Origin of the sequence: Sphingomonas yunnanensis, from assembly GCF_019898765.1 — a bacterium.
GTDB classification, from domain to species: Bacteria; Pseudomonadota; Alphaproteobacteria; order Sphingomonadales; family Sphingomonadaceae; genus Sphingomonas; species Sphingomonas yunnanensis.
The window spans coordinates 528166-540240 of sequence record NZ_JAIOKB010000001.1 but is presented as its reverse complement, the minus strand read 5'-3'; the positions used below and the strand labels follow the sequence as shown (position 1 = coordinate 540240).

15 protein-coding genes and 1 other RNA gene are annotated in these 12075 nt (G+C 70.2%); 4 read left to right on the top strand and 12 right to left on the bottom strand.

Features of this window, described 5'->3' with window-relative positions; genetic code table 11:
- Positions 1–40 precede the first annotated feature (40 nt).
- From K7957_RS02620 to K7957_RS02605, 4 genes are all read right to left on the bottom strand, one after another.
- Positions 41–511, bottom strand: a complete 471-nt coding sequence (locus K7957_RS02620) for a transferrin-binding protein-like solute binding protein (RefSeq protein WP_223010422.1) — start codon at positions 509–511, stop codon at positions 41–43.
- A gap of 144 nt (positions 512–655) precedes the next feature.
- The gene (locus K7957_RS02615; protein ID WP_223010421.1) at positions 656–937 is read right to left on the bottom strand and encodes a hypothetical protein; all 282 of its coding nucleotides are present in this window, start codon (positions 935–937) and stop codon (positions 656–658) included.
- A gap of 183 nt (positions 938–1120) precedes the next feature.
- Positions 1121–1765: a histidine phosphotransferase family protein gene (locus tag K7957_RS02610; protein WP_223010420.1), complete on the bottom strand. Its 645-nt coding sequence runs from the start codon at positions 1763–1765 to the stop codon at positions 1121–1123.
- Positions 1762–2229 (bottom strand): M67 family metallopeptidase, encoded by a 468-nt coding sequence (locus K7957_RS02605; protein WP_223010419.1) that lies wholly within the window; start codon positions 2227–2229, stop codon positions 1762–1764. Before K7957_RS02605 ends, K7957_RS02610 begins: the two co-directional genes overlap by 4 nt.
- 19 nt (positions 2230–2248) lie before the next feature.
- On the opposite strand from K7957_RS02605, the gene K7957_RS02600 reads away from it, so the two are divergent.
- From K7957_RS02600 to mtgA, 4 genes are all read left to right on the top strand, one after another.
- Positions 2249–3196, top strand: a complete 948-nt coding sequence (locus K7957_RS02600) for an RluA family pseudouridine synthase (RefSeq protein WP_223010418.1) — start codon at positions 2249–2251, stop codon at positions 3194–3196.
- Positions 3197–3269: 73 nt separating this feature from the next.
- Positions 3270–4172 carry an RNA polymerase sigma factor RpoH gene (gene rpoH, locus K7957_RS02595; protein ID WP_223010417.1) on the top strand — a complete coding sequence of 301 codons (903 nt, stop codon included), beginning with the start codon at positions 3270–3272 and terminating at the stop codon, positions 4170–4172.
- Position 4173: 1 nt separating this feature from the next.
- Positions 4174–5394 carry a flavin monoamine oxidase family protein gene (locus tag K7957_RS02590; RefSeq protein ID WP_223010416.1) on the top strand — a complete coding sequence of 407 codons (1221 nt, stop codon included), beginning with the start codon at positions 4174–4176 and terminating at the stop codon, positions 5392–5394.
- 120 nt (positions 5395–5514) lie between these two features.
- Complete coding sequence (mtgA, locus tag K7957_RS02585; protein WP_223010415.1) at positions 5515–6189, top strand: monofunctional biosynthetic peptidoglycan transglycosylase; 675 nt, start codon at positions 5515–5517, stop codon at positions 6187–6189.
- Between the two features lie 185 nt (positions 6190–6374).
- On the opposite strand, the gene K7957_RS02580 is transcribed toward mtgA, so the two are convergent.
- The 8 genes from K7957_RS02580 to K7957_RS02545 all read right to left on the bottom strand — a co-directional run bounded on the left by K7957_RS02580 (position 6375) and on the right by K7957_RS02545 (position 12058).
- Positions 6375–6611: a hypothetical protein gene (locus K7957_RS02580; protein ID WP_223010414.1), complete on the bottom strand. Its 237-nt coding sequence runs from the start codon at positions 6609–6611 to the stop codon at positions 6375–6377.
- Between the two features lie 86 nt (positions 6612–6697).
- Complete coding sequence (locus tag K7957_RS02575; RefSeq protein WP_132907833.1) at positions 6698–7021, bottom strand: YbaB/EbfC family nucleoid-associated protein; 324 nt, start codon at positions 7019–7021, stop codon at positions 6698–6700.
- Positions 7018–8652: a DNA polymerase III subunit gamma/tau gene (locus tag K7957_RS02570; protein WP_223010413.1), complete on the bottom strand. Its 1635-nt coding sequence runs from the start codon at positions 8650–8652 to the stop codon at positions 7018–7020. The genes K7957_RS02575 and K7957_RS02570 overlap by 4 nt, the downstream gene beginning before the upstream one ends.
- A gap of 447 nt (positions 8653–9099) precedes the next feature.
- Positions 9100–9197, bottom strand: an RNA gene (gene ffs / locus K7957_RS02565) — signal recognition particle sRNA small type.
- A gap of 39 nt (positions 9198–9236) precedes the next feature.
- Positions 9237–9554: a hypothetical protein gene (locus K7957_RS02560; RefSeq protein ID WP_223010412.1), complete on the bottom strand. Its 318-nt coding sequence runs from the start codon at positions 9552–9554 to the stop codon at positions 9237–9239.
- A 55-nt stretch (positions 9555–9609) separates the two neighbouring features.
- Positions 9610–9921, bottom strand: coding sequence for a 2Fe-2S iron-sulfur cluster-binding protein (locus tag K7957_RS02555; RefSeq protein ID WP_223010411.1), 312 nt, complete (start codon positions 9919–9921; stop codon positions 9610–9612).
- Positions 9918–10994: a cysteine desulfurase family protein gene (locus K7957_RS02550; RefSeq protein ID WP_223010410.1), complete on the bottom strand. Its 1077-nt coding sequence runs from the start codon at positions 10992–10994 to the stop codon at positions 9918–9920. The genes K7957_RS02555 and K7957_RS02550 overlap by 4 nt, the downstream gene beginning before the upstream one ends.
- Complete coding sequence (locus K7957_RS02545) at positions 10991–12058, bottom strand: cysteine desulfurase family protein (protein WP_223011087.1); 1068 nt, start codon at positions 12056–12058, stop codon at positions 10991–10993. Before K7957_RS02545 ends, K7957_RS02550 begins: the two co-directional genes overlap by 4 nt.
- Between the last annotated feature and the right edge of the window lie 17 nt (positions 12059–12075).

Below are 12075 nucleotides of genomic sequence, written 5' to 3'. Positions count from 1 at the left end.
GTGACGGCGCCGCTGCGGGAGCGGCGCCGCGATCGTGCGCTTACTGCTTGAGGGCGCCAGTCAGGGTAGAATACCAATAGGTCCCATCTGAACGCTTGATCGCCACGACTCCAGCGAGCTCCTTGCCGCCAGCGCCATATGGCCGCCCGTGAAACTCACCAGTAACCGTGCCGTCCGCACTTTTGAGCGTGCCGCTCACGTGCTTCAAGCCGTCGATCGTGCCGGAGAGGTTGAAGTCACTGGCTTTGCCGTCCGCGTCAACCACTGGGATAGTGCCGGACACGGTATTTTTGGCAAGATCAATGGTAAGCAATTGTGCTGTAGCGGGAGTCTTGCCGCTTGCATCAGCCTTGTTCTTGATCTCGCCGACGAGCGCAAAATAGGTCAATATGACCGGCTGGTTTACTTCGGCTGGGTTGGTTGGTGAACCGATCACGTAAACGCGATGTGTTTTCGCATCGATGTATTCGGCGAGCGCGAAGAAGCTATACTTGGACAGCTCTGACGGCATTCCAAGGTAGACATCACTTCCGTCCTTACCGATTTCGACCTGTGTTTCGGCCGTTATCGTGCCGTTCCCTTCGAACGACGAAAAGACACCGCCGTTCGGCAGGTCGGTGGCGTCTGCAAGCGTTACCTTACCGCCTTGTGTCGATTATGACGTAACAGCAGTTTCCGATGACGAGAACTCGGCGGACGCGCTTTTTCCGTCCGCGACGCTTCCCGACACACGATCATAGCCGATGAAGCGGCGATCGAATCTGAAGGCGGCTGCCGTCTCGTACGTATAGGTCCTCGCCGTGGCGGTTGGTGTTGGCGTCGGTGTCGGAGTCGGCGCGGGATTGGTGCTGGCGGTAATCGTCTTCCTGTTTAATCCGGCGTTCTTACCGTCGTCGCCGCAGGCGCTTAGCATCAGTGTTAATGCCAGCGCCGTCATCGTCCGTCGCATCATAGTCTTACCCCAAGGTAATCTCGCACCCGCAGGATCGGAAGCAGGATTATCTTAGGAGAACGGGCATTCGCGCGTTGTTCCCGTATCGTCCCCGTGAGCCAAATGATCTAACCGCCGGCACAGCGACCTACCCCAGAGGCTCGCCGCCCTGAGCCGCTGCATCCCGGATCAGCGATTCGGCAGCGCCGCGCCGAACAGCAACGTCCCGTCGACCGCGTCGCTCACCATCACCGAGCCGCCCGCCTCGGCCGCGATCGTGTTGACCAGGAACGCCGCCGCCGCACGCGGCGTGATCGCCGCACCGTTCGCGCCGTCGGTCAGCGTCGCGCGCAGCTCGGGGTCGAGCACCAACCGCGGGCCCTCGGCACGCAGCACGATCTCGGTGGTCTCGGCGCCCTCCTCCACCCCGATCGTCACCGAGCCGCCACGTACCAGCGTGTCGCCCGCGATCAGCGCGAGGTTGAGCAGCACCTTGACCGCCGCCTTGGGCAGCTCGACCCCGGTGATCAGCCAGTGCAGCTGGAGGCGCTTGTTGTCGCCGAGCAGTCCCTCGACCGCCTGGCGCGCCTCGCGCACGTCGACGCGCTCGCCGAAGCCGCCCGCCGCACCGAACGCCAGCCGGAAGAACTTGAGCTTGTTGGCGGACACGCGCGCACTCTCGTTGAGCAGCTCGAGGCAGCGCGCGCGCATCTCAGGGTCGGTCTCGTCGTTGAGCAGCTCCAGCCCGTTGTTGAGCGCGCCGACCGGCGAGAGCAGGTCGTGGCACAGGCGCGAGCACAACAGGGAGGCGAAGTCGACCGGGCTGATCGTCATGTCGGGAATACACTCCGCGCGGGGGAATCGCCGCCTTGTGGCGGCTCGTGCCCGGCTCCGCAACCGCCGTCGCGCATCGCCACCGCGTCGAAGCGGCCGTGGAGCGTGCCGTCGACGATCGCGCGCCACGCGCTCACGGCGCCTCCCGCCACGATGAGCCACAGGCTGCCGTCGGGCGCTGCGTCGGCGGCGTCGCGCGCTGACGGGCGGGCGTCGCCGCTCGGGTGCGAGTGATAGTGACCGAGCACCGCGGGGCCGCCGGCGCGCGCCGCGCGATGCGCCGCGAGCAGCGCCGCCGGGTCGAGCTCGAAGCGGGTAGCGGGCGTGGCCGCGACGTTGCGGCACGGCAGGACGCGCTCCACGCGCTCGCCGCGGCCGAGCAGCAGGCCGCACACCTCGTCGACACTGCCGCGCGCGGCGGCGACGAGTTCATCACGGAGGCGGATTGAAATATCGATCATCATCGCCACATAGCAGGAACGAATGGACCGGGGGGTTAGCATCATCGAGGCGACGATCGCGCCGGCCGCGGACGGCTGGCGGCTCGATCGCGCACTGGCCGAGGCGGTGCCGACTCTGTCACGCGAGCGGCTCAAGGTGCTGATCAACGCCGGCCAGGTGAGCCAGGCAGGCGCGGCGGTGCGCGATCCCTCGCGCAAGTCGCGTGCCGGGGAGGCCTTCGCGGTGGCCGTGCCCACCCCGGCCCCCGCGCACAACGAGGCGCAGGACATCCCGCTCGTGGTCGCGTTCGAGGACGACCACCTCATCGTGATCGACAAGCCCGCCGGGCTGGTCGTCCACCCCGCGGCGGGGAACCTCGACGGCACGCTGGTCAACGCGCTGCTTCACCATTGCGGGGGCTCGCTGTCGGGGATCGGCGGCGTGGCGCGACCCGGGATCGTCCACCGCATCGACAAGGACACCTCGGGGCTGATGGTCGCGGCCAAGACAGACCGCGCGCACGAGGGCCTCGCCAAGCAGTTCGCCGCGCACACGATCGACCGGCGTTACCGCGCGATCGTCAACGGGCGGCCGATGCCGGCGTCGGGCAGCGTCGACGCGCCGCTCGCGCGCTCCGCCGCCAACCGCAAGAAGGTGGCGATCGTCGCCGGCGGCAAGCGCGCGGTGACGCATTACTCGCTGCTCCAGCCGCTGCGCGAGGCGGCACTGGTCGAGTGCCGGCTCGAGACCGGGCGGACCCACCAGGTGCGCGTTCATATGGCCTCGCTCGGCCACGCCTTGCTGGGCGACCCGGTCTATGGTAGAACGAAGCATGCACATCGCGGCGTGATCGAAACGCTCGGTTTTCGCCGCCAGGCCTTGCACGCCGCTCGCCTCGGGTTCATCCACCCGATCACTGGCGACGCGCTGTCGTTCGATAGTGCGATGCCGCGGGACATGCAGGAACTGTTCAGTCAGCTCGTCGTATAGGCTCGAAGCGCGCACCGTTCGGCACTTGTCCGGGCCTCGCCGCGTTTCCCGCCAGGAAGGGAGATCAAGGATCATGGCAGCACGCAGCAACGTCCCGGCGACGATCCCTGCGCTCGGCGGGGAGCAGAGCCTCAACCGCTATCTCGCCGAGATCAAGAAATTTCCGATCCTGGCGCCCGAGCAGGAATATATGCTTGCCAAGCGCTTCCAGGAGCATGGCGACACCGAGGCGGCGGCGCAGCTGGTCACCAGCCACCTGCGCCTCGTCGCCAAGATCGCGATGGGCTATCGCGGCTACGGCCTGCCCGTCAGCGAGCTGATCTCCGAGGGTAACATCGGGCTGATGCAGGGCGTGAAGAAGTTCGAGCCCGACCGCGGCTTCCGCCTCGCCACCTATGCGATGTGGTGGATCCGCGCCTCGATCCAGGAATTTATCCTGCGCTCGTGGAGCCTGGTGAAGATGGGCACCACCGCGGCGCAGAAGAAATTGTTCTTCAACCTGCGCCGCATGAAGGCCCGGCTCGACGCCTTCGAGGACGGCGACCTGCGTCCCGAGGACGTGCAGAAGATCGCGACCGATCTCGGCGTGACCGAGGCCGACGTGGTCAGCATGAACCGTCGCATGGCGATGGGCGGCGATACCTCGCTGAACGTCTCGATGCGCGAGGATGGCGAGGGTCAGTGGCAGGACTGGTTGCAGGACGACGCCCCGCTGCAGGACAAGATCGTCGCCGACCAGCAGGAGGCGGACGTCCGCCACGACATGCTGGTCAACGCGATGAGCGACCTCAACGACCGCGAGAAGCATATCCTCACGGAGCGCCGGCTGACGGACGATCCCAAGACGCTCGAGGAGTTGAGCCAGGTCTATGGCGTCAGCCGCGAGCGCGTCCGCCAGATCGAGGTGCGCGCGTTCGAGAAGCTGCAGCGCGCGATGATGCGGCTGGCGGGCGAGAAGCGTCTGCTGACCGCCTGACATGAGCGGCGGGGCCGACGCGGTGGTCGTCGGCGGCGGTGCCGCAGGGATCGCCGCGGCCCGCCATCTCCATGACGCCGGCCGCGACGTGCTGCTGCTCGAGGCGGGCGACCGGCTCGGCGGTCGCGCGCGCAGCATCGCTATCGGTGCGGCGACGGTCGATCTCGGCTGCGGCTGGCTCCACTCCGCGCAGCGCAATCCCTGGACCGATATTGCGGGCGCACGTGGCTTCACCGTCGCTACCGACACCGCGCGGTGGGGCGAGCAGTGGCGCGACCTCGGCTTCCCGCGCGACGACCATCGTGACGCGAACGCGGCGCGCGAGCGGATGACCGAGGCGGCGCACGCGCTGGCGGCAGCGCCCGATCGCCCGCTCGGCGCCGCGGTGCCCCGCGACGAACGCTGGCGACCGCTGCTCGACGCGATCTCGCGATTCAGCAACGGCGCCGCGATCGACCATGTCTCGCTGCACGACTGGCTCGCCTATGAGGATGCCGCGACCGAGGACAATTGGGCCGTGCGCGAGGGCTATGGCACGCTCATCGCGGATCACGCGCGCGGCCTGTCGGTGCGGCTCGGCTGCGCGGTGACGCGGGTCGACCATCGCGGCGCGCGCGTGCGCGTCGAGAGCGCGGCCGGTACGATCGAGACCGACGCGGTGGTCGTGGCGGTGCCGACACCCGTCCTTGCGCGCGGTGCGATCGCCTTCGACCCGCCGCTGCCCGAGAAGATCGACGCCGCGACCAGGCTGCCGCTCGGCGTGGCGGACAAGGTGATGCTGCGGGTCGACCGCCCCGAGTGGCCCGCCGACTCGCACCTTCTCGGCAACCCCTTCTCGGCCGATACCGCGAGCCACCGCCTGTCGCCCTTCGGCTACCCGCTCATCGAGAGCTTTCTTGGCGGCCCGACCGCGGACGGGCTGGAGAACACGGACTCTGCCGCTGCCTTTGTCGTCGACGAGCTAGTCGCGCTGCTCGGCAGCGAGTGGCGCGCGCGCTTGTATCCGGTCACCGCGACGTGCTGGCGTCACGAGCCGTGGATCGGCGGCAGCTACTCGCACGCCGCCGTCGGTCACGCCGGCGCGCGCGCAGTGTTGGCCGCGCCGATCGACGTCCGGCTGTATTTCGCCGGAGAGGCCTGTTCGCCGCACGATTTCTCGACGGCTCACGGGGCCTATGAGACCGGGATCGCGGCGGCGCGGGCGGTGCTCGGCGAGGGCTGAGGAAGACCAGCGGCAGGGGAGCCCGACACCGATCTCGCACGATCCAGGCCGGCTGACGTGCGACAGGGAGTGTCGCGCCCGCCCTTCTCACCGCCCCTGGCGCCCGCTACCTAGCGCCGCATGATCCGCGCTTCATGGTTCCTGCTCAAGCTCCTGCTCGGCTTCGTCGTGATCTCGGTGGCCTGGGTGCTGCTCTACGCGATCGTGCCAGTGCCGTTCACGCTCACCATGGCGGGTGATCTCATCGAGGGCCGCGGCGTCACCAAGGAATGGCGCGCGCTCTCGTCGATCGACCCCGACATGCCCCGCGCGGCGATCGCGGGCGAGGATAGCAAGTTCTGCACGCATCACGGATTCGACTGGGGTGCGATCGCTGGCGCGGCGATGCACAATGCCGAGGGCAGGCGCATCCGCGGCGGCTCGACGATCAGCCAGCAGACGGCCAAGAACGTCTTCCTGGTTCAGGGCGGCGGCTACGTCCGCAAGGCGCTCGAGGCGTGGTTCACGCTGCTGATCGAGACGATCTGGGGCAAGCGTCGGATCATGGAAGTCTATCTCAACGTCGCCGAGACCGGGATAGGCACTTATGGCGTCGAGGCCGGATCGATCCGCTACTTCCGCCACTCGGCCGAGCGGCTCAGCCCGATCGAGGCGGGCCGGATCGCGGCGGTGCTGCCGCTGCCCAAGAAGCGCGCCGCGATCGATCCGAGCGGCTTCGTCCGCCGACACGGGGACCGGCTGGCGCGCTACGTCGGAGTGGTGAGACGCAACGGGCTAGACGCCTGCCTGCGGTGAGGCGGGGCGTGGAGGCTCAGGCGCAACGTCTCCGCCTGCACTGCCGTCATCCCGGACTTGGTCCGGGATCCACCGCGCCGCCGCGGGGACGCCGAGGCTTGGGCGGCGAAGTAGATCCTGTACCGAGTTCAGGATGACGCCAGTAAATGGGGCGCGGGTCCCTTCTCAGGGCCGACACCGATCGATCACTTCGCGGCGCGATCTACCGCGGCGCCCGCCTTGTCGGCAGTGTCGCCGACGCTCTTCGCCGCCGAGGTGATCGCGTTGTTCTTGGCGACCTCGCTATCGTTGCGGACGAGCAAGAGATAGGCCGCGACGATTACCGCCAGCAGCACCGCCAGCCCGATCAACACGCCACCGCCGCCGCCGCGGCGCTCGATCACCGTGGTATGCGGGGTCTGGGTCACACGGTCGTCGCTCAAGGCATCCTCCTCTGATCGTATCGAGGGGGGGGAAATCCCAGCGGCGGGCGCTTGTTCCCGCCGCGCAACGATCCGGCTGTCCCGTCTCAGAACGGCAGCTTGAACCCAGGCGGCAGCGGCAGCCCGCTGGTCATCTTGGACATCTCGGTCGAGGAGACCGCGTCCGCCTTGGTCCGCGCGTCGTTGAAGGCGGCGGCGACGAGATCCTCGAGCATCTGCTTCTCCGAGGGCACGATCAACGAATCGTCGATCGCGACGCCGATGATGCGCCCCTTGGCGGAGGCGCGGACCTTGACCAGACCGCCGCCGGCGACGCCCTCCACCTCGATCGTGTCGAGACTCTCCTGCGCCTTCTGCAGCTCATTCTGGACGTTCTGGGCCATCGCCAGGATGTCGTTGAGATCCTTCACGTGATACTCCGCTTGGCTGGTTTGGGGTCGATCAGTTCGGCCTCAGGGAAGGCCTCGAACGCGGCCGCGACGATCGGGTGCGCGCGCGCGGCGTCGTGGCGCGCCTGTACCGCGTCCTGCTCGGCCTCGAACATCGTCGGCGCCCCCGGCGCGTCGGCCACCGCGATCTTCCACGGCATGTCGGTCGCCGCGCGCAGCACCGCGGCGAGCTCGGTCAGCGTGTCGGTGGAGAGCGGACGCGATCCGCTCAGCACGATCTCGGGCGGAGCATAGCGGACGACGCTGGCGCCGCGCTTGAGCCGGACGAGCAGCTCGAGCTTGTTGAGCTCGTCGAGCAGCGCGAGCACGCCCGCGAACTCGCTCGGCACGCGGTCCGCCGGGGACGGCGGCGGGGGCGGTGGCGACGGCGCGGCCGCGACGGGCGCTGGCATCGTCCCGCCCGCGAGTCGGCGCGCCAGCTCGCCCGGGTCGGGCAGCGTCGAGGCGTGGATCGCGCGCAGCAGCGCCATCTCGGCGGTCTCGATCGGCAGGGCCGCGCGCTGCACCTCCTCGTGACCCTTGAGGAACAGCTGCCACAGTCGGTGGAGCAGCGGGAAGGACAGCTTGTCGGCCCAGTCGCGATAGGCGGCGCGCTCCTCGGCGGGCTGCGCGGCGTCGTCGGGCGCGCCGACCTTGACCTGGGTGACGCCGTGCACCGCCTCGAGCAGCGCGCGGATGACGCCGAGCGGGTCGACGCCGAGATCATACTGGCGGCGCAGCGCGGTGAGTGCGCCCGGCGCATCGCCCGCCAGGACAAGCCCGAGCAGGTCGCGCACCGCGCTGCGGTCGGACAGGCCGAGCATCTCGCGCACCGCATCGGCACTCACCCCGCCACCGGCAAGGTCGGCGTGCGCGATCGCCTGGTCGAGGATCGACAGCCCGTCGCGCGCCGAGCCCTCCGCGGCGCGAGCGATCAGCGCCAGCGCCTCGGGCTCGGCCTGCGTGCCCTCGGCCTGGACCACGCGCGCGAAATGATCGGCCAGCAGGGTCGCGGGGATGCGGCGCAGATCGAATCGCTGGCAGCGCGACAGCACGGTGACCGGCACCTTGTTCACCTCGGTCGTGGCGAACAGGAACTTGACGTGCGCGGGCGGCTCCTCGAGCGTCTTGAGCAGGCCGTTGAAGGCCGCCTTCGACAGCATGTGGACCTCGTCGACGATATAGATCTTGTAGCGCGCCGAGACCGCGGCATAGCGCGACGCCTCGATGATCTCGCGCACGTCGTCGATGCCGGTGTGGCTGGCGGCGTCCATCTCGAGCACGTCGATGTGACGGCCTTCCGCGATGGCGCGGCATGGCTCGCATACGCCGCACGGGTCGATCGTCGCGCCGCCCTGCCCGTCCGGTCCGATGCAGTTGAGCGCCTTGGCGATCAGCCGCGCGGTCGAGGTCTTGCCGACGCCGCGCACCCCGGTGAGCAGGAAGGCATGCGCGATACGCTCGCGCTTGATCGCGTTGGCGAGGGTCTGCACCATCGCGTCCTGCCCGATCAGCGCCTTGAACGACTGCGGGCGATATTTGCGCGCGAGCACACGATAGGGCTGCGCGCCCGCTGGCGGCGGCGGGGTCTCGAGATCGAGGGATTCGGCCATCGCCGCACGATATAGGATGCGGGGGGGCGCTTGTCGAAGGATGCGGGCGGAATGAGGGCGATGCGTCGAAGCTGCACGAGTCATGGAGATGGTCGAAGCTGCACGAGTCATGGAGATGAAGGTGTCGACCGCTTTCCACCCGGGGCGTCATCCTGAACTCGTCTCAGGATCCACGGCACCATCGACCTCGGCGCGTGCGGCTCTGCCCCGTCCTCGCCCCCGCGCGCCGACGGGCTGCCGGACCCGTTCCGAGATCCTCGGTATCCCGCGCGATCAGAGCGCCGCTCCCGCGGCACGGTGGATCCTGAGACAAGCTCGGGATGACGCCAGTAGGTGGGGACGATCGCTCGCCGCAGCGCCGCGACAAAGCCGGATTACCGGTCGGTGCGGGGCGCTGCCGGCCGCGCTTGCCGCCGTGGGGCGACGATGCCGCCCTCTGGGCGGCGGCGCGGTGGGAGCCGGAACGACCCGCGGCGAAATCGTTGTGGCTGCTTCCGTCAGGACCTGACCAGGTTGGCGACGACCACGTCCGCCCGACTCCCGTGCGCCCTATGGCGGAGCCGGGCGGCGCGATCAAGCCCGCGTCAGCCGCGGACGCGGAAACACCGCTTCACCGGGCCGTAATAGCCGTCCTGCCAGCGGCAGACCGTCCGGCCCCGGTCCCAGCCGCGATCGCGGCCATAGCCGTTCCAACCGTAACGCCGGCCGTCACCGCGCCAGCGACGATCGTCGCGCCCGCGGTGCTCGCGGTCCCAGCGGCGGCGGTCGTCGCGATCATAGCCGCGGTGTCGGCCATTGTCGTGCCAGCCGCGATCGTCGTCGCGCCAGCGCTGGGCCTCCGCCGCCGGCACCAGTGAGGTCGCCGCGAGTACGCCGGCGAGGCTCATCGTCATCCACTTCATGTGCAATACTCCTCACATGTCCCTGTTCGAGGACATTGGCGGAGTCGCGCTGCACTTATGCTGAACTCTCTGGTAAGCGTACGGAAAGCTTGTCGAGTGCGGGGGTTAGCACGATCTGGCAGGCGAGCCGGCTGGTACGTCGCGCGCTCGGCGCGAGGTCGAGCATGTCCTCCTCCTCCTCGCTCGCGGGCGGCAACCGGTCGAAGTCCTCGGCGCCGACGATGACGTGACAGGTGGCGCAGGCGAGTGCGCCGTCGCACGTGCCCTCCAGCGGCTGTCCGTCACGGCGGGCGACATCGAGCAGCCGCTCGCCCGGCGCGGCCTCGACCTCGCGGACCGCGGCCCCGTCGGTGAAGCGCACCCTCATGCCGCGATCCGCTGCGCGCGCGCCGCGGCGTCGAGCCGGTCGAGCGCCGCGCCGAGCTCGTCCTCGCGCGTGTAGCGGCCGAAGCCGAACCGGATCGTGCCGCGCGCCTCCGCCTCGCTCAGCCCGAGCGCACGCAGCACGTGGCTGCTTCGACCCGAGCCGCTGGCGCAGGCCGAGCCCGCCGAGAAGGCCACGTCGCGCACGTCGCTCATCAGCCGAGCGACGTCGACGCCGTCGCGCCGCACGCTGAGATTGCCGCGGTAGCGCGCGTCGATGGCGCCGTTGACAGTCCAGCCCTGCAGCCGCTCGCGCGCCACGTGCCACAGCCGCTCGACGTGGCCGGTATCGGCCTCGTGCCGTTCCGCGAGCAGCAGCGCCGCCGCCCCGAAACCGGCGCACAAAGCGGGCGAGAGCGTACCGGAACGGCCGCGCTCCTGGTCGCCGCCGTGGAGCAGCGGCGCGAGCGTCACGCCGTCGCGGATCCACAGCGCGCCGACGCCCTTGGGTCCGTACACCTTGTGCGCCGACACCGCGACCAGGTCGGCGCCATCGGGGATCGACACGCGGCCATAGCCCTGCACCGCGTCGCACAGCAGCAGCGCGCCGACGCGCCTGGCCAGCGCGGCGAGCGCGTCGAGCGGCTGGATCACGCCCACCTCGTTGTTGACCAGCATCGCCGCGACCAGCGCCACGCCCGGCACGATCGCGCGCTCGGCGGCGGCGAGATCGACCAGGCCGTCGCGTCCGACCGGCAGCACGATCGAGTCGCCGCGCGCCGCGACGCTGTCGAGCACCGCGGCATGTTCGGTCGCGATCGTCACCACCCGACCCGCGGGCGCGCCCTTGATCGCCCAGTTGAGCGCCTCGGTCGCCCCGCTCGTGAAGGCGACCCGCCCGCCCGACGGCAGCAGCGCCGCGACGCGGTCGCGCGCCAGCTCCACCGCGGCGCGCGCGGCGCGGCCCGGACGGTGCGGCGAGTGCGGGTTGGCGTGCTGGTCGCGCAGCCACGGCAGCATCGCCTCCAAAGCCTCGGGCGCGAGCGGCGTGGTCGCCTGATAGTCGAGATAGGTCATGCTGCGAACCGCCGTGTCCGCGCCACCGCGCGCCAGGCCGCCGCGAAGCGCTCCACCTCGGCGGCGGTGGTGGTGCGACCGAAGCTCACGCGCACCACCTCGCGCGCCGCCTCCTCGCCCCAGCCCATCGCACGCAGCACGTGGCTGGACTTGAGGCTGCCGCTCGCGCAGGCGCTGCCGGCGGAGACCGCGATCCGCTCGAGGTCGAAGCGGATCAGCTGCGCCGCCGCGGCGACTCCAGGCATGCGGTACGCGCCGATCGCGGGATGGCGCTCGGTGCCCTCGCCGACCACCTCCCCGCCCGAGCGGCGGATCAGGTCGTCCAGCCGCGCGCGCAGCCCGGCATGGTCGGGCTCGGGCTCGGCGAGCGCGGCGGCATAGCCGAGCGCGCCGGGCAGGTTCTCGGTCCCGGGGCGGTAGCCGCGTTCCTGGCCCCCTGTCGGGTGGAGCAGCGCCAGGTCGCGCACGAGCAGCGCGCCGATGCCCGGCGGGCCGCCGCGCTTGTGCGACGAGAGTGCGATCATATCGGCGTGTGCGGCGAGCTCGTCGGTGGCGGGCATCTGCGCGGCGTCGACCAGCAGGATCCCGCCGCGCGCGTGGACCGCCTCGGCGATCGCGGCGATCGGCTGGTGTACCCCGGTCTCGCTGTTGCACCATTGCACCGCGACGACCGCGCCCGCGACACCGCCGATCGCCGCGGGGTCGACGCGGCCGAACGAGTCGACCGGCAGCACCTCGGCCGCGCCGGCCGCGCGCAGCGCCGCGTCATGCTCCACCGCGCTCACCACACGCCGCCCCGCCACCGCTCGGCCCAAAGCGATCGCGAGCGACTCGCTGGCGCCGCTCGTGAACAGGGTCTCGTTCGGCCAGCCATAGGCAGCCGCGACCGCGTCACGCGCGCGCTCCAGTGCGGCGCGCGCGGCGCGCCCCGCGGCATGCGGCGACGACGGGTTGGCCCAGTGCGTCATCCCGTCGATCATGGCCGCCCGCGCCGCCGCCGTCAGCGGCGACGTCGCGGCGTGATCGAGGTAGACCGGCGCATGCGGGGTAGATGCCTCGGGCAAGGCCGTGTCGCTGAGGG

Bases quoted from the DNA above. Each gene is read 5' to 3' on its own strand.
- K7957_RS02620 (WP_223010422.1), bottom strand. From the start codon at position 511: ATGCCGTCAGAGCTGTCCAAGTATAGCTTCTTCGCGCTCGCCGAATAC.
- K7957_RS02615 (WP_223010421.1), bottom strand. From the start codon at position 937: ATGACGGCGCTGGCATTAACACTGATGCTAAGCGCCTGCGGCGACGAC.
- K7957_RS02610 (WP_223010420.1), bottom strand. From the start codon at position 1,765: ATGACGATCAGCCCGGTCGACTTCGCCTCCCTGTTGTGCTCGCGCCTG.
- K7957_RS02605 (WP_223010419.1), bottom strand. From the start codon at position 2,229: ATGATGATCGATATTTCAATCCGCCTCCGTGATGAACTCGTCGCCGCC.
- K7957_RS02600 (WP_223010418.1), top strand. From the start codon at position 2,249: ATGGACCGGGGGGTTAGCATCATCGAGGCGACGATCGCGCCGGCCGCG.
- rpoH (WP_223010417.1), top strand. From the start codon at position 3,270: ATGGCAGCACGCAGCAACGTCCCGGCGACGATCCCTGCGCTCGGCGGG.
- K7957_RS02590 (WP_223010416.1), top strand. From the start codon at position 4,174: ATGAGCGGCGGGGCCGACGCGGTGGTCGTCGGCGGCGGTGCCGCAGGG.
- mtgA (WP_223010415.1), top strand. From the start codon at position 5,515: ATGATCCGCGCTTCATGGTTCCTGCTCAAGCTCCTGCTCGGCTTCGTC.
- K7957_RS02570 (WP_223010413.1), bottom strand. From the start codon at position 8,652: ATGGCCGAATCCCTCGATCTCGAGACCCCGCCGCCGCCAGCGGGCGCG.
- K7957_RS02560 (WP_223010412.1), bottom strand. From the start codon at position 9,554: ATGAAGTGGATGACGATGAGCCTCGCCGGCGTACTCGCGGCGACCTCA.
- K7957_RS02555 (WP_223010411.1), bottom strand. From the start codon at position 9,921: ATGAGGGTGCGCTTCACCGACGGGGCCGCGGTCCGCGAGGTCGAGGCC.
- K7957_RS02550 (WP_223010410.1), bottom strand. From the start codon at position 10,994: ATGACCTATCTCGACTATCAGGCGACCACGCCGCTCGCGCCCGAGGCT.